This is a genomic window from Burkholderia multivorans ATCC BAA-247 (genome assembly GCF_000959525.1).
Classification (GTDB): domain Bacteria; phylum Pseudomonadota; class Gammaproteobacteria; order Burkholderiales; family Burkholderiaceae; genus Burkholderia; species Burkholderia multivorans.
The window spans coordinates 14,386-37,436 of sequence record NZ_CP009831.1 but is presented as its reverse complement, the minus strand read 5'-3'; the positions used below and the strand labels follow the sequence as shown (position 1 = coordinate 37,436).

Sequence of the window (23,051 nt, the reverse complement as noted above, 5' to 3'; positions counted from 1 at the left end):
GTCCGCGAACCGGCGCATATGCCGGCCGATGCCGGCGGCCGTACGACCCATCCACGCACAACGTAACGAATCGCGTCGCGGAGTCATCAAGTGAACGAGAACGCTCTATTTTTTGCCGAAACGCTCCAGAGCCGCGATCCGGTGATCGCATCGGAAATCGCATTGGAGATGCGTCGCCAGCAGACGCAGATCGAACTGATCGCGTCCGAGAACATCGCGTCCGCGGCGGTGCTGGAAGCGCAGGGCACCGTGTTGACGAACAAGTACGCGGAAGGCTATCCGTCGCGCCGCTACTACGGCGGCTGCGACCATGTCGACCGGATCGAGGCGCTCGCGATCGATCGCGCGTGCGCGCTGTTTGATGCGAATCACGCAAACGTGCAGCCGCATTCGGGCGCGCAGGCCAACGGCGCGGTCATGCTCGCGCTCGTCAAGCCGGGCGACACGGTGATGGGGATGTCGCTCGACGCGGGCGGCCACCTGACGCACGGCGCGCGTCCCGCGCTGTCGGGAAAGTGGTTCAACGCGGTGCAGTACGGCGTGAGCCCGGACACGCTGCGCATCGATTACGACGACGTGCGGCGGCTCGCGCAGCGCCATCGCCCGAAGCTGATCATCGCCGGCTATTCCGCCTATCCGCGCGCGCTCGACTTTGCCGCGTTCCGCGAGATCGCCGACAGCGTCGGCGCGAAGCTGATGGTCGACATGGCGCATATCGCCGGCATCGTCGCGGCCGGCCGCCATCAGAACCCGGTGCCGTTCGCCGACGTCGTGACGTCGACCACCCACAAGACGCTACGCGGTCCGCGCGGCGGCTTCATCCTGACGAACCACGCCGACATCGCGAAGCAGATCAACTCGGCTGTTTTTCCGGGGCTGCAGGGCGGCCCGCTGATGCATGTCGTCGCGGGCAAGGCGGTGGCCTTCGCGGAAGCGCTGCGCCCCGAGTTCACGCGCTATATCGACCAGGTGCTGCGCAACGCGCAGACGCTCGCGCAAGTGCTGGTGGCCGGCGGCCTGACGCTCGTCACCGGTGGCACCGACAACCACCTGCTGCTGGTCGACCTGCGCGCGCGGCGCATCACCGGCATGCAGGCGGAAAAGGCATTGGAGCGCGCAGGCATCACCTGCAACAAGAACGGCATTCCGTTCGATACGGCAAATCCGACCGTCACGTCCGGGATACGGCTCGGTACGCCGGCCGGCACGACGCGCGGCTTTGGTCCCGCGCAGTTCGAGCAGATCGGCGACATGATCCTCGCAGTCCTGGCGGCGCTCGAGCGCAATCCGGACGGCGACGAAGCCGTGGAACGCGCAGTCCGTACCCACGTGCGCGATTTGTGCAACCAGTTTCCGATCTACGCGCATGCGGAGGTATTTGCGTGATCGCAGAAACCGCATCGGGTCGCCAAACGATCCGAACCGCATGACGAATCGGTCGGCGTTGCTGCGGGTGGCCGCGGCGCGCCACGACGTTTTATTGCACGGCCGGCTTCCGTTCCGACGGCAGGAACCCGGCGCACCCATCTGAATAAGGAATCGAAATGAGCTTCGAAGGCGTACACACCCCACTGGTCACCCCGTTCGACGCGGACGGTGAAATCAATCACGAACTGCTGGGGCGGCATGCGGCCGATCTCGCCGGCCGCGTATCCGGCCTGGGTATCGGCGGCACGACCGGCGAGTACTACGCGCTGAATTTCGACGAACGCGTGCGCACGTTCGACACGGTTGCGGCCGCCGCGGGCGGCAAGACGTTCCTGACCGCCGGCATCAACGCGACGACGACGAAGGAAGTGCTGCGCCTGGGTCGCGAAGCGAAACGCGCGGGACTGGACGCGCTGCTGGTTGCGGCGCCGTACTACGCACAGCCGACGCAGCAGGAACTGCTTGCGCACCTGCTCGCGATCGACGACGCGCTCGACATGCCGATCATGCTGTACAACTTCCCCGCCCGCACCGGCACCGAAATCGGCGACGGCATTCTGGAGAAGCTGCTCGAGCGCAAGAATTTCGTCGCGATGAAGGAAAGCACTGGCGACATCGCGCATCTGCATCACCTGTCCACGCATTTCAGCGGCCGGCTCGTGCTGAGCTGCGGGATGGACGATCAGGCGCTCGAGTTCTTTGCATGGGGCGCGCGCAGCTGGGTGGGCGGCGCGTCCAACTTCCTGCCGGAAGCGCACACCGCTCTGTTCGACGCCTGTGTAACACGCGGCGATTTCGCGACCGGTCGCAAGCTGATGGCGCAACTGCTGCCGGTGCTCGAACTGCTCGAGCGCAGCGGCAAGTTCATTCAGTACGTGCGTTACGGCTGCGAGCTGGCCGGCTTGCCGGTCGGCGTCGCGCGCGCACCGCTCGGCGCGCTGTCCGGCGACGAGCGCGACGCGTTCGCGAAGCTCGTGAAGCCGCTGCTGCGCGACGGCCGGTAATCCATCATGAGTTCGACTCTGGAATTTGCGCGGTTTCCTGCGCCGGACGGAATGAATGGCTGGTGGGAGAGCCTGCCGCCCGCGCAGGACGCGCGCACCGTCACGTCCAACGCCCGGTTCGACTGGGTCGTCGTCGGCGGCGGCATCACGGGGCTGTGCGCGGCGCGCCGGCTCGCCGAGCTCGCACCCGGCGCGTCGATCGCGCTCGTGGAGGCCGACCGGATCGGCCGCACGACGGCCGGGCGCAATTCCGGATTCTTCGTCGATCTGCCGCACGACATCAGCAGCGAAAGCTACTCGCGCAGCATCGATGAGGACCGCGCCGACGTGCGGTTCCAGCGGCACGGCATCGACTATGTGCGCGACATCGTGCGGCGCTTCGGCATCGACTGCGACTGGCGCGACGAGGGCAAATTCCACGCATCGGTCAACAGGAAGGGCACCGCTGCACTCGCGCATTTCGCAGACGGCCTGTCGCGCATCGGCGAAGCGTTCGAATGGCTCGACGAGCGGGCCATCCAGGCCGTGACCGGCACCGACTTCTACACGGGTGCGCTGTTCACGCCGGGCTGCAGTACCGTGCAACCGGCTGCACTGATGCGCGGTCTCGCCGCAACGCAGCCGGACAACGTGGCGGTGTTCGAGCTCAGTCCGGTCACGCGGATCGAGTCGCGCGGCGACGCGCGCGTGCTGCATTTCGCCGGCGGCATGCTCGTCGCGAAGCAGGTGATTCTGTGCACGAACGCGTATGCGGCGACCTTCGGCATGCACTCGAACGGATTGCTGCCGGTCTATACGTTCGCGTCGCTCACGCGCCGGATGAATGCCGACGAAGTCGCGAAGCTCGGCGGCATGCGGTCGTGGGCGGTGATTCCGGCCGATCCGATGGGCACGACGGTGCGGCGCCTGATCACCGATCGCATTTGCGTGCGCAACCATTTTGCGTTCCGGCCGGACGTGAAGGTGTCGCCTGCCGACCTCGCGAAGGCGCGGCATTTGCATCGGCGCTCGTTCGAGCGCCGCTTCCCGATGCTCGGCGACGTCGAGCTCGAATATACGTGGGGTGGGCCGCTGTGCCTGTCCGCGAACAACGGCGCGCTGTTCGGCAAGCGCGACGACGGACTCTACGAGGCGATCGGCTGCAACGGCCTCGGGCTGAGCCGCGGGTCGTCGTCCGGCAAGCTGATCGCCGAATACGCGCTCGGCGAATCGGACAGCCTCGTGCAGCAGTTGCTGAAGCAGCCGCATCCGCGTCCGCTGCCGGTTCGGCCGCTGGTCGACCTGGCCGTGTCGGCGACGATCTGGGCGAAGGAATTCTCGGCGGGTGCCGAGCTTTGACGATTGAGGAAACGACATGACGACCCATCAGGATTGGAAGCAGAAGGCGAGTGCGTTGTCGCTCGACGGCCGTGCGTTCATCGCGGGCGAGCGCGGCGCGGCGGCGTCGGGCGAGACGTTCGCGACGCTCAACCCGGCGTCGGGCAAGGTGCTCGCCGAAGTGGCGCGCTGCAGCGAACGCGACGTCGATCGCGCGGTCGCGGCTGCGCGCGAAGCGTTCGAGTCGGGCATCTGGTCGAAGGCCGCGCCCGCGCATCGCAAGGCGGTGCTGCTGCGCGTCGCGCAGCTGATCGACGAGCACGCGGAGGAACTCGCGCTGCTCGAGGCGCTGGAAGCCGGCAAGCCGATCAGCGAATGCCTGGGGCTCGACATTCCCGAGTCGGCCGCGTGCATCCGCTGGCATGCGGAGGTGACGGACAAGCGCTACGACGCGTTGTCGCCGTCCGGCGCCGGCGTTGTCGGCATGATCACGCGCGAGCCGATCGGCGTCGTCGGCGCCGTGCTGCCATGGAATTTTCCGGCGCTGATGCTTGCCTGGAAAATCGGCCCCGCGCTGTCGGTGGGCAATAGCGTGGTCGTGAAGCCGGCCGAGCAGACGTCGCTGTCGACGCTGCGCATCGCGGATCTCGCGCGGGAAGCCGGCGTGCCGCCGGGCGTGTTCAGCGTCGTCACCGGGTTCGGCGGCGAGGCCGGCGAGGCAATCGGTCGCCATCCTGACGTCGATCTCGTCGCGTTCACCGGCTCGACCGCAACCGGCAAGCGTTTCCTGCACTACGCGGCCGATACGAACCTGAAGCGCGTCGTGCTCGAATGCGGCGGCAAGAATCCGCAAGTGATCCTGCCCGACGTCGCGAACCTCGATGTCGTGGCCGAACAGGCGGTCGCGGCCGCGTTCTGGAACATGGGCGAGAACTGCAGCGCCGGCTCGCGGATCCTCGTGCCTGCGAGCCGCAAGGCGGAACTGCTGGAGAAGGTTCAGGCGGTACTCGCCGGCTGGAAGACCGGTGACCCGCTCGACCCGGACGTGAAGCTCGGCGCGCTGATCGAGCGGAAGCATTACGAGAAGGTGCTCGGCCATATCGAGAAGGCGAAGGCGGAAGGCGCGCACGTCGTGTGCGGCGGCCGTGCGATTCTCGCGGAGACTGGCGGCTGGTTCGTCGAACCGACGATCTTCGACCACGTCACGCCCGAGATGAGCATTGCGCGCGACGAGGTGTTCGGGCCCGTCGTGTGCTTCATCGAGTACGACGACGTCGACGACGCGGTCCGAATTGCGAACGATACGTGCTACGGGCTGGCTGCGTCGCTGTGGACCGACAACGTGAACAGTGCGCACAAGATTGCCTCGCGGATTCGCGCGGGGACGGTCACGGTGAACTGCTTCGGCGAGGGCGATCTGTCCACGCCATTCGGCGGCTTCAAGCAGTCCGGGTTCGGCGGCCGCGACAAATCCGTGTACGCGCACGATCAATACTGCGAGCTGAAGACGACCTGGCTGAAGCTCGACTGAGTGGTACCACGCACGCGGCATCGCGGCCCGCGCGGGTCGCGATGCCGGTTGGCGGACGGGGTGCGGCGGCTTGCTCGGGCCGCCGGTCGGCCGCGATGTCGCCGCGCGCCTCGTCGCGCGAGCATGGCGTGCGCCTTGCAGTCGCCATCATCGCTTCTGATAATAGCGATGCGGTGCACTACCGATCGAAAATGGCGTCGTCGTGACGACGACGCGGCGGCTGAGCCGCTCTTGCCGGCCGACTGACTCGCAGGCCGCAATATTCAGAGAATTGAAAGGTGTGCGACGAGATTGCCCGAGGGCAGCCGGCGGCACCGCCGTCGACGGGTTCGTCGGCGCAGTGTCCGGCCTCCGTTTTGAGAGTGAAAGCCATGTTGAAGAAGCAATTGTTTGCTGACCGACTTCTCGCGCAGATGCCGTCGCTTCGCGCGCTGCGGTGCTTCGTGACGGCGGCGCGCTACGAGAGCTTCACTCAGGCTGCCGAGGTTCTGTGCGTGACGCAGGCCGCGATCAGCCGGCAAATCAAGGAGCTCGAGGATTCGCTCGACGTTGCGCTGTTCGAGCGCACTGGCCGGCATATCGCGCTGACCGATGCCGGGCGGATCCTGTACAACGCGTCGTATCTGTCGATCATGAACATCGCCGAGGCGGCGGAAGCCGTGCGTCGGACCGACAAGCACGCGCTGATGGTCTGCGTGTCGCATACGTTCTCCGCGCTGTGGCTGTCGTCGCGGCTGCCCGCGTTTCGCGAGCGGTTTCCGGATATCCAGCTGCACGTGATCGTCACCGAGCATTTCATGGAGCTCGACGGGCTCATCGAGCCCGACGTGATCATCACGAAGAACCCGCCGCGCGAGCCCGAGTTCGAAGCCGAGCCGCTGTTTCACGACATCGTGTATCCGGTGTGCAGCCCGTCGTTTCATGAGCGGCATTTTCATGGCCGGTCGCTGAAGCCGCTGGACCTGCTGTCGAGCCCGACGCTGAATCTGTCGATGCTAGGCCGAGCACAGGTGTGCGAGCATGTCGACTGGCGCGTGTGGCGCAATTGGTTCCAGCAGAGCGACGGCACCGAAAAGCTGGCCGCGAACAAGTATCTGGAAAGCAACGACTACCGGCTGCTGGTCGCGCAGGCGGAGGCCGGCGAAGGTACGCTGCTCGGCTGGCACCACCTCGTGCACCGGCAGATCGAGCGCGGCGCCCTGATACGACCGGTACAGGACGTGCTGGTGTTCCGCGACCGCCATCACTATCTGATCACGCACCGCAATGCGCAGTCGCGCCCCGAGTATCGGTTGTTCCGTCAGTGGCTGCGCGACGAGGTCGGTATCATGATGCACGGCTGGCTTGATGCCGGTGTCGAGATCGCTCGATGACACGCTGCCTGCGGCACCCTGCGCGAAGACCTGTGTCGACCGCGCTCGAACGCCGCCATCATCCGATCCCGTCCGTGATCGCGCTGATCGGCTTCGAGGCGGTCACGGCCGCTGGATGTGTGCGCAACGGTCGACGCACGACTTAAAGCCAGTCCGTTTCGAACGGGAACGTCGACAGCGGCACACACCCGGTCTCTGTGAGCAGCACCTGCTGCTCGAGCTTCACGCCCTCGTCGCCGCCTTCCGCGCCGATATAGCTTTCGATGCACAACGTCATTCCGCTCTCGAACGTACCGTCGTAGCCGGTGCTGCCCCAGTCCATGTAATACGCGACGGACGGATACTCGTCCACCATGCCGATCCCGTGTGCGAGGCAGCTGTAGCGATTCTTCCGATACGGTTGCGGCATGTTCCAGCTGCGTGCGGCGAACTCGCTGAACGCCATGCCCGGGCGCAGCAGCTCCATGTTGGTCGTCAGCTGCGCGTACGCGGCGGCATAGAGTCGGCGCTGGGCGTCGGTCGGACGAACGTGGCCGACCGTCCAGGTTCGGGAAATATCCGCGCAATAGCCGAACGGGCCGACCAGGTCGGTATCGAACGCGATCAACTCGCCCTGCCTCATGGTGCGTGCGCTGCATTCCTGCATCCACGGGTTGGTGCGGGGGCCCGACGCGAGCAGGCGCGTCTCGATCCATTCCCCGCCGAGCCGGATATTCTCGTAGTGCAGGTGGGCCCAGAGATCCTGTTCGCTCATGCCCGGCGTCAGCGCGTTGTGCATGCGCCGGATGCCTTGCTCGCACACGTCGATGGCGATCTTGATCAAGTGCAGTTCATCCGCCGATTTCACCGCGCGCGCGTGTTCCATCAGCGCTTGCCCGTCCGCCACGCGCACGCCCTGCTCCTGCAGCGCATAAACGCCGTCGGGATCGAGCCTGTCGACGGCGATGTGCATCTCCGACGGCGTGTGCCGACGCAGCAGATCGGCGACTTCGCGCGCCCATTGCCGGGCCTTGCGCGCCGATTCTGGTCCCGAGCTGAAGTAGTTCCAGCAGGTGGCGCCGTGCAGCTCGACATCGAGCGTGCTGTCGTTCCACACGTGCTCGCAGTTGTGGAACTCGAAACCGATGACGGGCCCGTGTGCAAACACCATCACGTAGCGCGTCGGGTTGCGTCCGGTCCAGACCTGCATGTTGGACGTATCGGTCGCATAGCGGATGTTCACGGGGTCGTACAGAACGATGGCAGGACAATTCCGTCGAACGAGTTCGCGCCTGACCCGCTCGATGCGATACGCGCGCACGCGCTCCATCAGATCGTCCGGAACGCCGGTGGCACGGTTCGTTTGCATCGTTGTCGCCGCATGAAGGGTGCTGACCGCTGACATTGCTCCTCCCGTTCGTCGTTGTGGATCCGTCCGGACGCCTGGCGGCGCGCGCTCGCGACGCCCGGCGCCAGCGGGTCCTTCGAGGCCAGTATCGAAACGTCGAAAAGGCCGGTCAACGCGCTATATTTTCACGATCGCATTACATTAAGTGATGCGACGGACGGGCGCGACGATGACCGTGACGCCGACGCATTCGACTGGGCGGAAAGGCGGGCCGCATCCTTCAAAGCTGTTCGAACTGGGACGGGAGACGGCGATTGCGCTGACGCGGTGCGTCACCGCACCGGAAGTTCCTCGCGCAACCAGTCGATCAATTGCGTGACCGCTGGCGTCAACGAACGGCCGTGAGGCACGATGACGAAATAGGCGTCGCTCGTCTTGCACGATCCGACCGGTATCCGGACCAGTTCGCCGGTTGCCAGCAGGTCGTGCACGAGCCGGCTCCAGCCGAGCGCGACGCCCTGTCCGTATCGCGCCGCCTGTATCGCATCCGTGTAGAGGGTGCAGCGCAGCGCGTAGTCGAGTTTCGGCGGGCGGTGACCGACCGAGCGGAACCACGCTTCCCAGCCCATCCAGCCTTCGGACGTCGAGTCGGATTCGATCAGCGGAAGCGCGCCGAGCGCCTCGACAGATTCGGGCGTTCCGTTTTCCTTGAGGAAGGCCGGCGAGCAGACCGGAAACACTTCCTCGTCGAACAGCAGGATCGAGGTTCCGTCCGCCCATTTTCCGTCGCCATAGCGCACCGCGACGTCGACTTCCACATGACGAAGGTCCGCGGTAAACATTTGGGTCGTCAACCGCAGCTTCAGGGGCGGATTCAGGTGCTTGAGCTTGGGCAGCCTCGGCAGCAGGCGGAACTGTGCGAACGATGCGGTCGCCGCGAGCACGAGCTCCTGCTGATCGGCGCCCGTCGACAGACGGTCGAATGCGCCGGCGATTCGCTGCATCGATTCAGCGACGGCGACATAAAGCATTTCGCCTTCGTTCGTCAGCGAGATCGAACGATGCAGACGATGGAAGAGGCGCACGTCGAGCGTTTCCTCGAGGAAACGCACTTGCCGGCTGACCGCTGCCTGGGTCACGCCGAGTTCGGCCGCCGCGTGCGTGAAGCTGCCGAGGCGGGCGACTGCTTCGAATTCCACCAATGCTGTCAGCGACGGCACAATCCGCCGGTAACCTTTTGTTGCTTTCGTCATGTGAGTCTGATTCTCGTGCGGCCGGGGCGAATCGTGCGTCTCCGAATTGTACTGGTCAAGGCGCCGATGTTGCGATGCGGACGCGTATCGAATCGTGAGTTTCCGCCGGGAAAATCCGGGTTAACCAAGGGGCCGACGGTGCGCGTGTTCTTGCATAACACAAAGTAATGCGAACGAGAAAATATAGCGCGTTGACGGGCCAAATTGCCCCTCCAATACTTCGCTCAAAGTCTGAAAAACGCCCAGCGAAAATCAACCCCATTGGAGGATCCGATGTCTGTCATTCCGCTCAAGACCCACCGCGAACTGCTTGACAGCCGCAAGCCCGGGCACGGGCTGCCGGCCGGGCTTCTCGGTCGGCAGGATGTGTTCGAGACGGACGTCGAAGTATTCTTCGAGAAGCTCTGGATCTTCGTGGCCGTGACGGCCGACGTGCCGGAGCCGGGCGACGTCTACGCGGTCGATATCGGCAAGTCGTCTATCCTGATCGTGCGCGACGACGACGAGAACATCCGCGCGTATCGCAACGTGTGCCGCCACCGTGGCGCGCGCCTGATGAAGAGCGCGACGAAAGCGACGGTCGGCATGCTGGTGTGCCCGTATCACCAGTGGACGTACGACCTGGACGGCAGCCTGAAGCACGCGACGCACATGGGCAAGGATTTCGACACGAAGTGCCGCAGCCTGATCCCGGTTCACGTGAAGGTGGTCGGCGCGCATGTGTTCGTGTGCCTCGCCGAAGAAGCGCCCGCGGATTTCTCGAAGCTCGAGACGGTAATGGCGCCGCGATTCGCACCGTACGACATGCAGCGCACGAAGATCGCGCACGAGATGACGATCGTCGAGAACGGCAACTGGAAGCTCGTGATGGAAAACAATCGCGAGTGCTACCACTGCGGCGGTACGCACCCGGAGCTCACGCAATCGTTCCTCGCGCACGACTTCGGCTTCTGCCCGGATGGCCAGAGCGAGGAATCGCTGCGCGACTACGACGCCTATCTCGCCCGCAATGCCGCGCGCAGGAAGGAGTGGGAAGAGGACGGCTATATCTGCGAGGCGTTCGAATCGGTCGACGAGAGTGTCCAGACCAATTTCCGCACGCAGCGGCTCGTCATTGCCGGCGCCTGCGAATCGCAGACGATGGATACCAAAGTCGCGTGTACGAAGCTGCTCGGCGATCTGCCGCGCCGCGATCTCGGCGACGTGCATATGTGGACCCATCACTCGTGGACGCACGTGATGAGCGATCACGCGGTTGTCGCCTACATCCTGCCGATCGCGCCGGACAAGACGGTCGTGCGCACGGTGTGGCTCGTGCATGCGGATGCGGTCGAAGGCGTCGACTACGACGTGAAGACGTTGACCGAAGTGTGGGTCGCCACGACCCGTCAGGACGCCGACCTCGTCGGGATCACGCATAGCGGGACGCAGGACCCCGCCTATGTCCCGGGCCCGTATTCGACCTACACGGAAGGCGCGCTCGAACAGTTCGCACGTTGGTACGACGCGCGCCTGAAGGCTCACGGCATCTGAGTATCGTCATGAAAGTCAGAGAGAGCTTTTGCATGTCCGATCCGGCCACCGCGGCGACGGATCGTTTCTCGGATCCCGCTACCTGGGAGCGCGCGGACGTCCGGTGGGACAGCAGCGAACACAAGACGCTGGTGTGCTGTCGCGTGCGGGACGAGACGCACGACGTCCGTACTTTCGTGTTCAGTGCGAAGGACGGGCGCCCGTTCAGCTTCGAGCCCGGCCAGTTCGTCACGGTGTCGGCGGATGTCGACGGCGTGGCGGTCAGCCGCTGCTATACGGTGTCGTCGCCGCCGACGCGGCCGTACACGTTATCGATCACGGTCAAGCGCACGCCCGGCGGCGTGATGTCGAACTGGCTGCACGCGAACATGCGGCCCGGCGTCGAGTTGCGCGCGTTCGGCCCGTCCGGCGTCTTCACGCCGGCCTCGGGGCCGGCCGAGAAGGTGCTTTACCTGTCCGCCGGCTCCGGCGTGACGCCGCTGATGTCGATGACGAGAGCGGCGATCGACCTCGGACTGAATCGCGACATCGTGTTCGTGCACAGCGCGAGAACGCCCGCCGACATCGTTTTTCGCGACGAGCTCGAGCGGCTGAGCGGTGAAGCGGACCGCCTCAAGGTGATCTTTATTTGCGAGGCCCCGGGATCCGAGCCGGACTGGCGCGGGCCGACTGGTCGACTCAGTCTCGAGCTGCTGCGACAGCACGTTCCGGACTATCGTGACCGCGAAGTCTTCACGTGTGGCCCGTCGGGCTACATGGACGCCGCGCGGGCGCTGCTCGCGCAGGGCGGTCATGATCCCGCCCGCTATCACCAGGAGAGCTTCAACTTCGCCGAAACGGTCGAGCCTGCCGCGGACACGGCCGGCGTGCCGCCATCTTCGGCCGAGGCGGGCGTTCGCACGTATACGGTGCGCCTTGCCAAGTCGGGCAAGATCTTTCCGATGACCGGCACGGAGACGGTGTTGTCGGCCGCGCGCAAGGCCGGCGTCGCGCTGCCGTCGTCGTGCAGCCAGGGCATTTGCGGGACCTGCAAGACCGCGGTGCTCGACGGCACCGTCGACATGCAGCACAACGGCGGTATCCGTCAGCGGGAAATCGACAAGGGGCTGCGCCTGATGTGCTGCAGCCGTCCCACGTCGGATCTCGTGCTCGATCTATAGCGGCGGTCGTCCCGGCGCGCGCCGATCTCGATTCGGATCCGCACGCGCCGCGCGACACCGGCCGCCCGGCCCTTCTTCCGGCTTTGCACCGTGTCCGATACCCCGGCTTTCCTCGCTTCGCGCCCGCGCCATTTCGGTTTTCTGACGTTGCCGTCGTATTCGATGATCGCGTTTTCGCACGCGATCGAAGCCCTTCGCGTGGCGAACTACGTGGACCGTACCGAACACTATCGGTGGACGGTATTCTCGATCGACGGCCACCCTGTCGAAGCCAGCAACGGCATCGCGACGCGGCCCACGCAGGCGCTCGACCTGTCCGCTCAGCTGCCCGACGTGATGATCGTGTGCGGCGGCACGCGGATCCGCGAGATGGTCGATGCGCGCACGCGGCACACGCTGAACGCGCTTGCCGCGCGACGGATCGTGATGGGTGCGCTGTGCAGCGGCGCGTACGCGCTGCTGGCGGCCGGCCTGCTCGACCGCTACCGGTGTGCGGCGCACTGGGCCGACCTTTACGCGCTGCGTGCCGAGTTTCCCGACGTCGAGATTACGGACGAGCTGTTCGTGATCGATCGCGACCGGATCACGTGTACGGGCGGCGTCGCGCCGATGGACATGATGCTGACGCTGATGTCGAGCGATCTCGGTCCGCATCTCGTCGTCGACGTGTCGAAGCATCTGGTCGTCAGCCGGCTGCGCGGCATGAAAGAACCGCAGCCGATGCCGGTATGCGCGCGTCTCGAGTCGACGCGCGAGGACCTGGTCGAAGCGGTAAAGCTGATGGAAACCAATGTCGAGGAGCCGCTTTCTTTTCCCGAGATCGCGCGGCTGGTCGGGCTGTCGGCACGGCAGTTGCAGCGCGTGTTCAAGGAGTATCTGAATGTGCCGCCGCGCGACTATTACCGAAGTGTTCGCCTTCGGCACGCACGGGCTCTGCTGCGCCGCGGCAACGATTTGGTCGGCGATGTGTCGGCGCGTTGCGGGTTTTCGTCGGCGAGTACGTTCAGCAAGGCGTATCGGAAGGAATTCGGCCATGCGCCGACCGTCGAACGCCGCGCGCCGGGGTACTCCGCGCAATGACGATGGTCGGGCGGCCGCACATGTCGAGGCGGCGCAGGCTGCGAGGCAGGTCCGGCCGCGATCGTCCGGCTGCCGGCAGGATGGCGGCCTGCCGATCTTCGATCGATCGGCGCTTCTTCGCGAATTCCCGCTCCCCGTTGGAAGCGGCGCTCTCGCGTATCGACCGACCGAAAATGCCGGCGCAGGTTATCGGCGGCCCATCGGCAGTTGCCGCGCGAATTGCGTACACTCTGAGTCTCGTTTCGGCGGGGCCGGGCGTTCCGGATCCGGTCCGCGTTCACTCAGGGCACGAAGATGATCGATTTACGCAGCGATACCGTGACACGTCCGAGCCAGGCGATGCTGGCCGCGATGACTGCCGCCGAAGTCGGCGACGACGTATGGGGCGACGACCCGACCGTGCTGCGCCTGCAGGCCGCCACGGCCGAGCGGGCCGGCAAGGAAGCCGGCCTGTTCTTCCCGAGCGGCACGCAGAGCAATCTGGCCGCGCTGATGGCCCATTGCGAACGCGGCGACGAATACATCGTCGGCCAGCTCGCGCACACGTACAAATACGAAGGCGGCGGCGCCGCGGTGCTCGGCAGCATCCAGCCGCAGCCGATCGAGAACGCACCCGACGGCACGCTGCCGCTCGCGAAGATCGCCGCCGCGATCAAGCCGCTCGACAACCATTTCGCGCGCACGCGCCTGCTCGCGCTCGAGAACACGATCGGCGGCCAGGTGCTGCCGGAAGGCTACGTGCACGAAGCCGTCGCGTTTGCGCGCAGCCGCGGCTTGTCCGCACACCTCGACGGCGCGCGCGCGTGCAACGCGGCCGTCGCGTCGGGCCGCTCGATCGCCGCGCTGTGCGCGCCGTTCGATACCGTGTCGATCTGTTTCTCGAAGGGGCTCGGCGCACCGGTCGGTTCGGTGCTGGTCGGCAGCCGCGCGCTGATCGAGCGCGCGCAACGCTGGCGCAAGGTGCTCGGCGGCGGGATGCGGCAGTCGGGCATTCTCGCGGCCGCGTGCCTGTACGCGCTCGACCACAACGTCGAACGTCTCGCCGACGATCATGCGAACGCCGCGCATCTCGCCGAAGGGCTCGCGCGCATCGAACCGGTGAAAGTGCTGTCGCACGCGACGAACATGGTGTTCGCGCAGTTCCCCGAAGCCGATTGCGCGCCGCTCGAGGCATGGCTGAAGGCGCGCGGAATTCTGACGCAGATGTTGTACGCGTCGCGCTTCGTCACGCACTGCGACGTGTCGCGTGCGGACATCGATACGTTCGTCGAAGCGGTCGGTGCGTATTTCGCGCAGCGTCGCGCGTGAAACGAAATGCGCCGGCCGGGAGAGCGCCGGCGCGACAGGGCGCGAAGCAGGGAACGGGTGTGACGGGGCGATGCGGTGCCCCGTCTTTTGATTCGGCGCGGGACGCGTCGATCACGCTTGCCGCGGCGTGTCGACGGGCGGCGTGCCGTCGTGGAAGAGCGCTTTCAGCTGGGTGCGGAGTTCGGCGTTGTCGGTGTGCTGATGGACCGATACCGCATGCTGGACGGCGGCCTCCAGCAATTCGTTATCGGAATCCGCGGAAATCGCGACCGAGCAGTGCATCGCGCTGGGAAACTCGCGGCAGTCGATATAGCGGCGGGACATGATGTTCTCCTTGCAGAACAGGGAACGGCCGGGTAGGCATCGTCGGTCGCACGGCGCGTTCGCGCGGCCGATGCAAAAAGTATAGGCGGCGCGGCCCGGTTTCCCGACGTGTCCCGTGCGGCGGTGAACGCTGTGTCGAGCGTTCGTCGCGGATCAGGGCAGCGGCGCGAGCAGCCGGCGCGCCGCTTCGACGACGCGCGCGGACAGCGACGCCATCGTCGGCGACTGCACGGTCCACGCGTGCCAGTACAGCGTGACGTCGGTCGGATGCGCGGGCGCGAGATCGACGAGCTTCTGCGCGGCGAGCGGCGCGTCGCCGATCAGCGGCTCCGGCACCATCGCGTAGCCGAGCCCGTGCCGCACCGCCGCGAAATGCGCGTGCGTGCCCGGCACGTAATGGCACGGATATGCGCCGGGCGGCAGCCCGAACCGCTTTTCCAGAAACGACGACTGCAGCGTGTCGCGCCGCGAATACGCGACGACCGGCGCATCGCGCGCGCTCGTGCGCGTGAGGCCGCGCGGAAACCAGCGCGCGGCGAACGCGTCGGCCGCGAGCAGCCGATAGCGCATCGTGCCGAGCGGCGTCGCGACGCAGCCGCGCATCGGCTTCGGCTCGGTCGTCACGCAGCCGACCGCCATCCCGCTTTCGAGCAGCGCGAACGTATGATCCTGATCCTCGACGATCAGCTCGAACAGGATGCGCTCGCCCGCGAGCACCGATGTCAGCGCCGGCAGGAACCACGTGCCGAGGCTGTCCGAGTTCAGCGCGATCGTGACCGAGATCGGCGTTTCGCGTTCGGTCGCGAGCGTGCTTTGCAGGTCCGCCTGCAGCAGCGCGACGCGGCGCAAATGCTGCAGCACGCGCTGCCCGGCGACGGTCGGGCGGCACGGCCGCGTGCGCAGCACGAGCGGCGTGCCGAGGCTCGCTTCGAGCGCGCGCACGCGCTGCGTGATCGCCGACGCGGTCACGTGCAGCCGCACGGCCGCTTGCTCGAAGCTGCCCGTATCGGCGACGGCGAGCAGTGCGGCGGCCTGCTTGGGATCGATAGTCAGCGACATGTCGATGAAATTCCTCTGAACGCGAACGGAACGGCCCGTAGTGTAAGCGAGCCCCCGATCGACGGTCGCCCCGTGCGCGTCGTGCACCGTCACCGCGGCGGCGCGCGCGTTTTGACCTACGCTAGAGAGACGCGCCATGCGACGGAGCCATTCCGATGATCTTCCGGCAACTCTTCGACCCGCAATCGTCTACCTACACGTACCTGCTCGCCGATCCGGCCGCGCGCGAAGCGTTGCTGATCGATCCGGTCTTCGAGCAGGTCCGCCGCGACGCCGCATTGCTCGACGAGCTCGGGCTGCGGCTCGTCGCGACGATCGACACGCACGTGCATGCGGATCACGTGACGGGCGCGTGGCTGCTGAAGCAGCGCACCGGCAGCGCGATCGCGATTTCGGCCGACAGCGGCGCGCAGGGCGCGGACCGTTATCTGCGCGACGGCGATCGCTGCACGTTCGGCGGGCGCTACGTGACGGTGCGCGCGACGCCCGGCCACACGAGCGGCTGCATCAGCCTCGTGCTCGACGACGAATCGAAGGCGTTCACCGGCGACTGTCTGCTGATTCGCGGCACGGGCCGCACCGATTTCCAGCAGGGCGACCCGCGCGCGCTGTACCGCTCGGTGCACGGCCGGCTGTTCACGCTGCCGGCCGCGTGCCTGCTGTATCCGGCGCACGACTACCGCGGGCTGTCGGTGACGAGCGTCGCCGAGGAGCGGCGCTTCAACCCGCGGCTCGGCGGCGATCTGAGCGAGGACGACTTCGCCGGCTACATGCGCAACCTCGGGCTCGCGCACCCGCGGCAGATCGACGTCGCGGTGCCCGCGAATCTGCGCTGCGGCATCGCGGCGAGCGCGCCCGATGTACGCGACGCCGCTGACTGGGCGCCGCTCGCGTACACGTTCGCCGGATTCTGGGAAATCGATGCGCAGTGGCTCGAGGATCATCTGACGGCGGTGCAGATCGTCGACGTGCGCGAACCCGACGAATTCACGGGCCCGCTCGGCCATCTGCCGGGCGCGACGCCGATCCCGCTCGGCGAACTGGCCGCGCGCGCCGGCGAACTCGCGCGCGAGCGGCCGATCGTCACCGTATGCCGCGCGGGCGGGCGTTCCGCGCAGGCGACCGTGCTGCTGCGCAACGCCGGCTTCGACCGCGTCGCGAATCTTGGCGGCGGCATGCTGCGCTGGCGTGCCGAAGGACGCATCGTGACGGACGGCCGCGCATAGCGGCGGCGCAGCGCACGGCTTTGGTCGATGAGGGCGCCGATGTCGAATCGGCGGCTCGCCGATCGTCGTCACGGTATCGACCTGCCGCGCCGCACGACGCGGCGCCATCACCGGAGAGACGCACGATGCTGCCGACGCTGTATGCCCACCCGTTTTCGTCCTACTGCCAGAAAGTGCTGACCGCGCTGTACGAGAACGGCACGCCGTTCGACTATCGCGTGCTCGCGCACGACGATCCGGCGCCGATGCGCGAACTCGCCGCGCTGTGGCCGATGAAGCGCTTTCCGGTGCTTGTCGACGCGGGGCGCACGCTGTTCGAGGCGACGATCATCGTCGAGTATCTCGACCTCAACCATCCTGGCCCCGTGCGGCTGCTGCCCGACGATCCGCATGCGGCGCTCGACGTGCGCATGATGGATCGCTTCTTCGACAACTACGTGTCGACGCCGCAGCAGAAAATCGTGCTCGACGCGCTGCGTCCGCCGGGCGAGCGCGACGCGCGCGGTGTCGCCGATGCGCGTGCGATGCTCGACACCGCGTATGCCTGGCTCGACGCGCGGATGGCCGATCGCGAATGGGCGGCCGGCGACCGCTTCAGCCTCGCCGACTGCGGCGCGGCGCCGTTCCTGTTCTATGCCGACTGGACGCATCGGATCGATCCGTCGTTCGCGAACGTGATCGCGTATCGACAGCGGCTGCTGGCGCGGCCGTCGTTTGCGCGGGCAGTCGACGAAGCGCGGCCGTACCGGCCGTTCTTTCCGCTCGGCGCGCCCGATCGCGACTGACGCCGCCCGCGCGGCACGCGGCCGCGGTGGCGGCGGCAATCGACGCGCCGTCCCTGCGCTGCGCACGGCGCGCCGCGGCCGCGAACGGCCGGCAGCGCGTGCGCGTTGGTCGGAAGGTCCGCGGTAGCATCGTGCGTCCCGCGCTACATCGCGTGTGTCGCGGACTGCGCGAGCGTCAGCAGTTCGTCGAACTGCGTGATCAGCTCGAAGCAGAGCAGGAACGCGAGCGTGTAGGCCGGCGCCGGAAAACGCCGGATCGCATGCAGCACCTGCGGCGCGAAGCGCGCGCGGATCGGATCGCGCGTCAGCAGCCACGTGATGGCGATGCCGATCGCGGCGCCCGCGAGCAGATCGGTCGGGTAATGAAAGCCGAGATAGGCGCGCGGCACGCAGATGAACACGATCGTGTAGAGCAGCGCGAACACGCCGATGCGGCGCGCAATGATGAAGATGCCGGTCGCGATCGCCATCCACAGCATCGCGTGATCGCTCGGGAACGAACTCCAGTTCTGCAGCGTGGCCGCGCGCAGGCCGGCCGACGGAAAGTGCAGATGCAGGTCGGGGTTGTAGATCGGCCGCACGCGGAACGGCAGCGCGTGCGCGAGCACGCGGCCGGTGGCGAGCGCGAGGAGGCCGCCGGCGACCGTCGCGACGACGTATTCGCGCTGCCGCTCGCGCTCGGGGCCGGGCTGGAACCACAGCCAGCACAGCACCGGAATCAGGATGAAGCCCTTGAACGTGTAGAGCCCCGCGATCACGCGCACCGCATGATTCGCGAGCGGGCTCAGCGTGATGTGGGTGAGGAAGGTCTGAATCGTCGTATCAAAATCGTTCATGTTCTGCGACGCCGGCGGGCGCGCAGCGCATCGCGCGCGACCGGCGGAATCAGGAAGCGCGCTCGCAGCGGAGCGCAACGGGGGGCAAGTATGTCATCCGTAATTTCGAAGAAAATGCGAAAAAATACCGGGATTCCCCTGAGGGATCGCGCTCCTCCGACGGGGCCGGACCGCGCGGCGCCGTGCGGCGGGGCGGCCGAAATGGTCGGATGAATGCGCCCAAGTCGCCGCGATCGGCGAAAAAAAATCGGCAGGAATCCGATGCGTCAAAAAACACTGGCGCCGCGCGGGCCGACAGCGTGTGCCGGCCCGCGCGGCGCCCCGCGAAGCGCGCTTATTGTCGCCACATGCGAACCGCGAGCGCGGCGAGCGAGGACGCGACGGCCAGCCCGATCACTGCGTTCCAGCCCAGTTGCGCGAGCAACAGACCGCCGAGCGCCGCGCCGGCCGCCATGCCGATGAACATGCCGACGAATAGCACGGCGTTCAGGCGGCTGCGCGACGTCGGATCGATCCGGTACACGATCGCCTGGTGCGCGATCAGCGTCGCCTGCACGCCGAGGTCGAAGCCGATCGTCGCGGCCGCGAGCAGCGCGAGCTGCGCGTGCGCCGGCATCGCCGGTGCCGCGGCCATCGCGGCGAACGACAGCGTCGCGATCCCGATCCCGATGCGGGTCACGTGCTCGGGCCCGTGACGGTCGGCCAGCCGTCCCGCGATCGGCGCGGCCAGCGCGCCGGCGGCGCCGGCAAGGCCGAACGCGCCGGCGGCCGCGCTGCCGAGGTGAAACGGCGCGTCGTGCAGCATGATCGCGAGCGTCGACCAGAATGCACTGAAGCCGATCGCCAGCAGGCCTTGCGCGAGCGCCGCGCGGCGCAGCGCCCGATGACGCTGCCAGAGCTCGCGCAGCGAGCCGATCAGCGCGCGATACGGCAACTGCGTGGTGGGCGCGAAGCGCGGCAGCCCGCGCGCGGCGACGATGCCGATCGCGGCGACGCTCGCGGCGGCGAGCGCGAACATCGCGCGCCAGCCGGCGGTTTCGGCGACGAATCCGGCCACCACGCGCGACAGCAGGATGCCGAGCAGCAGCCCCGTCATCACCGTGCCGACGATGCGGCCGCGGTGCTGGTCGTGCGCGAGCGTCGCGGCGGCCGGCACGACGTCCTGCGCCATCGTCGCGGTGAGGCCGATCGCGAAGCTCGCCGCGAGCAGCAGCCCGAGCGACGGCGCGACGGCCGCGAGCAACAGCGCGACGACCAGGGCGGCGGCCTTCGCGACGATCACGCGGCGCCGATCGAAGCGGTCGCCGAGCGGCGCGAGCAGCAGAATCCCGAGCGCGTAGCCGAGCTGCGTGAGCGTCGGCACGAAGCCGATCGCGCGGGCCGACGCGCCGAGATCGGTGCCGAGCGCGCCGAGCATCGGCTGCGCGTAATAGAGCGGCGCGACGCCGAGGCCGGCCGCCGCGGCGAGCAGCAGAACCAGACGGCGACCGGGCAGCGACGAAGCGGCGGCGTGGGCGGCAGGCCGCGCGTGCGGCGCGGCATCGAGACGGTGCGGAGTAGACATGATGGGCGTCCTCGGTGGTGGAAACACGATGGACGCGAGTGTGACCGCGCGGCACCCGCGACGGTAGTAGCGTGCCGCGCAGACTTGTTATACGTTTCGCGTATGACCGCAAAATCCCATGACTCCCGCGACGCACAAGGCGCTTCGCACATTCCGACGGTGCCCGTGGACGGCGCCGGCTATCGTTTCGAGCTGATGGAAACGTTCGTACGCATAGTCGAGGCCGGCAGCCTGTCGGCCGCCGCCGCACAGATGCACACGACGCAGCCGACGGTCAGCCGCCGGCTGCAGGCGCTCGAGCGCTCGCTCGGCGTGCGGCTGCTGCAGCGGACCACGCACGCGATGCGGCTGACGGTCGACGGCGAACGCTGCTTCACGCGCGCGAAGGAACTGCTCGCGCACTGGGCGGCGTTCGAAGCCGATCTGCGCGGCGCACAGGAGGAGCCCGACGGGCTGCTGCGCGTCGCGGTGCCGCACGCGTTCGGGCAGGAGCGCTTCGTTGCGCCGCTCGCACGGTTTCTGCGCGACTATCCGCGCGTGTCGGTCGAATGGCTGCTGCAGGACGACGTGCGCGATTTCGTCGGCAGCGGGATCGACTGCGCGATCCAGGTCGGCGAGCCGACCGATCCGGGCGTCGTCGCGATCCGGCTGACGAAGGTGCCGCGCTTCGTCGTCGCTGCGCCGTCGGTGCTGAACGGCGCGGACGTGCCGGCCGATCCGGACGCGCTCGCCGCGTTGCCGTGGCTGGCGCTGCGCACGTACTACCGGACCGAGCTGACGCTCACGCACGCCGCTACCGGCGACACGCGGCGCATCGCGATCCGTCCGCGCATCACGACCGCGAACCTGTACGCGCTGCGCAGCGCGGCGCTGCTGGGCGTCGGTGCGTGCGTCGGGTCGTCGTGGATGCTGGCCGATGACCTCGCGCGCGGCGATCTGGTGCATCTCGCGCGCGACTGGCAAGCCGCGCCGCTGCCCGTCTACATCACGTATCCGCACGCGCAGTTCTATCCGTCGCGGCTCGTGCGGTTCGTCGCGATGATGCGCGACGCGGTACCGGCGCTCGTCGAAGGGCGCGACGCGTAGCGGAGCGGGCCCGCGGCCATGCCGCGCTGCCCCCGTCTACGCGCGCGCAGCCGCGCGATCAGCCGCGGCGGATGCCTTCCGGAAGCGTGCTGATGCGGCGCACCTCCGGCGAATCGAGCCACGCGCGCGAGGTCGCACAGTCGACGAACATGTCGGTCGCGTCCTCGCCCCAGAACAGATCGCCGTCGAGTTCGAAGGTCGGCACGCCGAACACGCCGTGCGCGATCGCGCGGTCCGTGTTCGCGCGCAGCGCGTCCTTCACGGGCTGCGCGTCGACGGCCGTCACGCCTTCCGGAAAGCCGACCGCTTCGCACAGCGCGGCGAAACCGTCCGGCGTCGCGACGTCCTGCCCGTCGCGCCAGATGTGCCGGAAGATCCGCCCGATCGCGTCCATCGAGCCGCCCATCGCGATCGCGAGCCGCAGCGGCCGGATCGGATTGAACGGATGCGCGGGCGGCATGCGGAACGGAATGCCGAGCTTGTCCGCGCGGTATTGTGCGTGACGATAGGTGAAGACGCGCTTCGCAGCGATCTCGGCCGGCGCCTTCTGCCCCCAGTGCGCAAGCAGCGCGCCGAGCACGATCGGCTTCGGCTCGAAGGCCGCGGCCGGCGGCAGCCGGTCGAACCGTTCCTGCTGCAGATAAGCGAACGGCGAAACGAAATCGAAATACCACGTTGCGGTGCGCGCGGCGTTCATTGCGATGTCTCCTCGGGCAGGGCCGGATGGCGGGCGGGCGCGCGAACGATCGGTGCGTCCGCGCGTGCGTGCCAGTGTCGCATGGGGCGGTGTTTCGCGCAGCCGGTCGCGGCGCCGCGCGGCGCGGCTACGGGCGGATTTCGCGTTTGCGGGTCGCGCCATGCGGAGGCCGCGGGTTGTGCGTCTGCGGTCAGGCATGCGGCCGACCGCCGTCTTCGACGAGCGCCGCGAGCCGCGCAAGCGCCATGCGCCAGCCGGTCTCGTTGTCCGCGGCCGGCACACCCGGCGGCACGCCGTCGTGGACCGCGTCGACACGCGTGCCGCCGTCTTCGTCCGACAACGTGATCGTGATCGTCATCGCGCCGCGCAGCATCGGATCGTCGGTTTCGAACACGTCGATCTCGACGACTTGCCGATCCGGCACGAGCGTCACGAACCGGCCGTGATAGGTGTCGGTGTGCGCGTCGCTCTTGCCGGCGGGCACCGCCGCGTCGGAGGTGAGCGACACGCGCAGCGCGCCGCCCTCGCGCGCATCGAACGCGTGGACATGGCACGTCATGCCGTCGGGCACCTTCCATTGCTCGACCGCATGCGGATCGAGCAACGCGCGATACACGCGGTTGCGCGGCGCATTCACGTGCCGGCTGATGTGCGTCGTGTGCGAGTGCATCATGGTTGCCTCCTCGGTCGAGCGTCGGCACGGGTGGCGTGCCGGTGCGCGCGGCGCCTGTTCAGAAATCGTAGGCGGGCGCGCCGCGCGTCGCAATGCCGGGAAGGCGGCGGCCGATGCTGCGATGCCGCGTATGGCGCACGCGCTGTGCGGCGCCCGGCCGAGGCGGCGCATCGGCCGTCCGTCGTGCGACTGCGGCGGTGCGGCAACCATTTTCATCGCGTAGCATGGCGATGGGGTGCCGTACGCGACCGCGATCGTTGCGTGCGCAGTATCGTGCCGCTGCCGCTGCCGCTGCCGCTGCCGCTGCCGACTATGCCGAACGCCGAACGCCGAACGCCGAACGCCGAACGCCGAACGCCGAACGCCGAACGCCGAACGCCGAACGCCGAACGCCGAACGCCGAACGCCGAACGCCGAACGCCGACGATTCGCACGCCTGCCGATCGCGAACCGGCGCGTGCCGCGCGTCCGACCTGACTACCGGAGG

The 23,051-nt window shown here is 67.6% G+C and carries 21 protein-coding genes; 13 read left to right on the top strand and 8 right to left on the bottom strand.

The annotated features are described in order from the left end of the window. The first annotated feature begins 141 nt into the window (after positions 1-141). The 5 genes from glyA (at position 142) to NP80_RS02540 (ending at position 6,653) form a co-directional block, all read left to right on the top strand. Positions 142-1,386: a serine hydroxymethyltransferase gene (gene glyA, locus NP80_RS02560; protein ID WP_370445543.1), complete on the top strand. Its 1,245-nt coding sequence runs from the start codon at positions 142-144 to the stop codon at positions 1,384-1,386. Between the two features lie 158 nt (positions 1,387-1,544). Further along, entirely contained in the window at positions 1,545-2,432 is an 888-nt protein-coding gene (locus NP80_RS02555; RefSeq protein WP_006406662.1) for a dihydrodipicolinate synthase family protein, read from the top strand. Positions 2,433-2,438: 6 nt separating this feature from the next. After that, entirely contained in the window at positions 2,439-3,770 is a 1,332-nt protein-coding gene (locus NP80_RS02550) for an NAD(P)/FAD-dependent oxidoreductase (RefSeq protein ID WP_006411695.1), read from the top strand. Between the two features lie 16 nt (positions 3,771-3,786). Next, entirely contained in the window at positions 3,787-5,280 is a 1,494-nt protein-coding gene (locus NP80_RS02545; protein WP_006411700.1) for an aldehyde dehydrogenase, read from the top strand. A 371-nt stretch (positions 5,281-5,651) separates the two neighbouring features. Beyond that, the gene (locus NP80_RS02540) at positions 5,652-6,653 is read left to right on the top strand and encodes a LysR substrate-binding domain-containing protein (protein ID WP_006406666.1); all 1,002 of its coding nucleotides are present in this window, start codon (positions 5,652-5,654) and stop codon (positions 6,651-6,653) included. Positions 6,654-6,795: 142 nt separating this feature from the next. Here NP80_RS02540 and NP80_RS02535 read toward each other — a convergent pair whose 3' ends face one another. Both NP80_RS02535 and NP80_RS02530 read right to left on the bottom strand, forming a co-directional pair. Further along, positions 6,796-8,037 carry a M24 family metallopeptidase gene (locus NP80_RS02535; protein WP_006406668.1) on the bottom strand — a complete coding sequence of 414 codons (1,242 nt, stop codon included), beginning with the start codon at positions 8,035-8,037 and terminating at the stop codon, positions 6,796-6,798. 275 nt (positions 8,038-8,312) lie between these two features. Further along, positions 8,313-9,233: a LysR substrate-binding domain-containing protein gene (locus NP80_RS02530; protein WP_006406669.1), complete on the bottom strand. Its 921-nt coding sequence runs from the start codon at positions 9,231-9,233 to the stop codon at positions 8,313-8,315. Positions 9,234-9,506: 273 nt separating this feature from the next. Between NP80_RS02530 and NP80_RS02525 the strand changes: the two genes are divergently transcribed. From NP80_RS02525 to ltaE, 4 genes are all read left to right on the top strand, one after another. After that, entirely contained in the window at positions 9,507-10,766 is a 1,260-nt protein-coding gene (locus tag NP80_RS02525; protein WP_006406670.1) for an aromatic ring-hydroxylating oxygenase subunit alpha, read from the top strand. Between the two features lie 32 nt (positions 10,767-10,798). Then, positions 10,799-11,926, top strand: a complete 1,128-nt coding sequence (locus tag NP80_RS02520) for an FAD-binding oxidoreductase (RefSeq protein ID WP_006406671.1) — start codon at positions 10,799-10,801, stop codon at positions 11,924-11,926. Between the two features lie 90 nt (positions 11,927-12,016). Continuing rightward, positions 12,017-13,006 carry a GlxA family transcriptional regulator gene (locus NP80_RS02515; RefSeq protein WP_006411697.1) on the top strand — a complete coding sequence of 330 codons (990 nt, stop codon included), beginning with the start codon at positions 12,017-12,019 and terminating at the stop codon, positions 13,004-13,006. A gap of 294 nt (positions 13,007-13,300) precedes the next feature. Further along, positions 13,301-14,314, top strand: coding sequence for a low-specificity L-threonine aldolase (gene ltaE, locus NP80_RS02510; RefSeq protein WP_006411699.1), 1,014 nt, complete (start codon positions 13,301-13,303; stop codon positions 14,312-14,314). A gap of 111 nt (positions 14,315-14,425) precedes the next feature. Here ltaE and NP80_RS02505 read toward each other — a convergent pair whose 3' ends face one another. Beyond that, a complete protein-coding gene (locus NP80_RS02505; protein WP_006397330.1) occupies positions 14,426-14,638 on the bottom strand; it encodes a DUF1059 domain-containing protein in 213 nt (70 codons plus the stop codon). 153 nt (positions 14,639-14,791) lie between these two features. Further along, on the bottom strand, positions 14,792-15,697 hold the full coding sequence (locus NP80_RS02500; protein WP_006411702.1) for an HTH-type transcriptional regulator ArgP: 906 nt from the start codon (positions 15,695-15,697) through the stop codon (positions 14,792-14,794). A 155-nt stretch (positions 15,698-15,852) separates the two neighbouring features. Between NP80_RS02500 and NP80_RS02495 the strand changes: the two genes are divergently transcribed. Together NP80_RS02495 and NP80_RS02490 are read left to right on the top strand one after the other, a co-directional pair. Next, positions 15,853-16,923 carry a rhodanese-like domain-containing protein gene (locus NP80_RS02495; protein WP_006411701.1) on the top strand — a complete coding sequence of 357 codons (1,071 nt, stop codon included), beginning with the start codon at positions 15,853-15,855 and terminating at the stop codon, positions 16,921-16,923. Between the two features lie 125 nt (positions 16,924-17,048). Continuing rightward, positions 17,049-17,708, top strand: a complete 660-nt coding sequence (locus NP80_RS02490) for a glutathione S-transferase family protein (protein ID WP_006406676.1) — start codon at positions 17,049-17,051, stop codon at positions 17,706-17,708. Between the two features lie 143 nt (positions 17,709-17,851). Here NP80_RS02490 and NP80_RS02485 read toward each other — a convergent pair whose 3' ends face one another. Both NP80_RS02485 and NP80_RS02480 read right to left on the bottom strand, forming a co-directional pair. Further along, the gene (locus NP80_RS02485; protein ID WP_006406677.1) at positions 17,852-18,544 is read right to left on the bottom strand and encodes a phosphatase PAP2 family protein; all 693 of its coding nucleotides are present in this window, start codon (positions 18,542-18,544) and stop codon (positions 17,852-17,854) included. A gap of 334 nt (positions 18,545-18,878) precedes the next feature. Beyond that, the gene (locus NP80_RS02480) at positions 18,879-20,108 is read right to left on the bottom strand and encodes an MFS transporter (protein ID WP_045593000.1); all 1,230 of its coding nucleotides are present in this window, start codon (positions 20,106-20,108) and stop codon (positions 18,879-18,881) included. Between the two features lie 102 nt (positions 20,109-20,210). On the opposite strand from NP80_RS02480, the gene NP80_RS02475 reads away from it, so the two are divergent. Next, positions 20,211-21,194 carry a LysR family transcriptional regulator gene (locus tag NP80_RS02475; protein ID WP_080596233.1) on the top strand — a complete coding sequence of 328 codons (984 nt, stop codon included), beginning with the start codon at positions 20,211-20,213 and terminating at the stop codon, positions 21,192-21,194. A gap of 58 nt (positions 21,195-21,252) precedes the next feature. Here the strand turns inward: NP80_RS02475 and NP80_RS02470 are convergent, their stop codons facing one another. Both NP80_RS02470 and NP80_RS02465 read right to left on the bottom strand, forming a co-directional pair. Further along, positions 21,253-21,891, bottom strand: a complete 639-nt coding sequence (locus NP80_RS02470; protein WP_006410824.1) for a 2-hydroxychromene-2-carboxylate isomerase — start codon at positions 21,889-21,891, stop codon at positions 21,253-21,255. Positions 21,892-22,081: 190 nt separating this feature from the next. Continuing rightward, on the bottom strand, positions 22,082-22,564 hold the full coding sequence (locus NP80_RS02465) for an SRPBCC family protein (RefSeq protein WP_006410830.1): 483 nt from the start codon (positions 22,562-22,564) through the stop codon (positions 22,082-22,084). 273 nt (positions 22,565-22,837) lie between these two features. Between NP80_RS02465 and NP80_RS02460 the strand changes: the two genes are divergently transcribed. Further along, complete coding sequence (locus NP80_RS02460) at positions 22,838-23,041, top strand: hypothetical protein (RefSeq protein WP_144411075.1); 204 nt, start codon at positions 22,838-22,840, stop codon at positions 23,039-23,041. Positions 23,042-23,051 lie beyond the last annotated feature (10 nt).

What these genes read in the sequence shown, in the direction of transcription:
- NP80_RS02555 (WP_006406662.1), top strand. Translation starts at nt 1,545, where the DNA reads ATGAGCTTCGAAGGCGTACACACCCCACTGGTCACCCCGTTCGACGCG.
- NP80_RS02550 (WP_006411695.1), top strand. Translation starts at nt 2,439, where the DNA reads ATGAGTTCGACTCTGGAATTTGCGCGGTTTCCTGCGCCGGACGGAATG.
- NP80_RS02545 (WP_006411700.1), top strand. Translation starts at nt 3,787, where the DNA reads ATGACGACCCATCAGGATTGGAAGCAGAAGGCGAGTGCGTTGTCGCTC.
- NP80_RS02540 (WP_006406666.1), top strand. Translation starts at nt 5,652, where the DNA reads ATGTTGAAGAAGCAATTGTTTGCTGACCGACTTCTCGCGCAGATGCCG.
- NP80_RS02535 (WP_006406668.1), bottom strand. Translation starts at nt 8,037, where the DNA reads ATGTCAGCGGTCAGCACCCTTCATGCGGCGACAACGATGCAAACGAAC.
- NP80_RS02530 (WP_006406669.1), bottom strand. Translation starts at nt 9,233, where the DNA reads ATGACGAAAGCAACAAAAGGTTACCGGCGGATTGTGCCGTCGCTGACA.
- NP80_RS02525 (WP_006406670.1), top strand. Translation starts at nt 9,507, where the DNA reads ATGTCTGTCATTCCGCTCAAGACCCACCGCGAACTGCTTGACAGCCGC.
- NP80_RS02520 (WP_006406671.1), top strand. Translation starts at nt 10,799, where the DNA reads ATGTCCGATCCGGCCACCGCGGCGACGGATCGTTTCTCGGATCCCGCT.
- ltaE (WP_006411699.1), top strand. Translation starts at nt 13,301, where the DNA reads ATGATCGATTTACGCAGCGATACCGTGACACGTCCGAGCCAGGCGATG.
- NP80_RS02505 (WP_006397330.1), bottom strand. Translation starts at nt 14,638, where the DNA reads ATGTCCCGCCGCTATATCGACTGCCGCGAGTTTCCCAGCGCGATGCAC.
- NP80_RS02500 (WP_006411702.1), bottom strand. Translation starts at nt 15,697, where the DNA reads ATGTCGCTGACTATCGATCCCAAGCAGGCCGCCGCACTGCTCGCCGTC.
- NP80_RS02495 (WP_006411701.1), top strand. Translation starts at nt 15,853, where the DNA reads ATGATCTTCCGGCAACTCTTCGACCCGCAATCGTCTACCTACACGTAC.
- NP80_RS02490 (WP_006406676.1), top strand. Translation starts at nt 17,049, where the DNA reads ATGCTGCCGACGCTGTATGCCCACCCGTTTTCGTCCTACTGCCAGAAA.
- NP80_RS02485 (WP_006406677.1), bottom strand. Translation starts at nt 18,544, where the DNA reads ATGAACGATTTTGATACGACGATTCAGACCTTCCTCACCCACATCACG.
- NP80_RS02480 (WP_045593000.1), bottom strand. Translation starts at nt 20,108, where the DNA reads ATGTCTACTCCGCACCGTCTCGATGCCGCGCCGCACGCGCGGCCTGCC.
- NP80_RS02475 (WP_080596233.1), top strand. Translation starts at nt 20,211, where the DNA reads ATGACCGCAAAATCCCATGACTCCCGCGACGCACAAGGCGCTTCGCAC.
- NP80_RS02470 (WP_006410824.1), bottom strand. Translation starts at nt 21,891, where the DNA reads ATGAACGCCGCGCGCACCGCAACGTGGTATTTCGATTTCGTTTCGCCG.
- NP80_RS02465 (WP_006410830.1), bottom strand. Translation starts at nt 22,564, where the DNA reads ATGATGCACTCGCACACGACGCACATCAGCCGGCACGTGAATGCGCCG.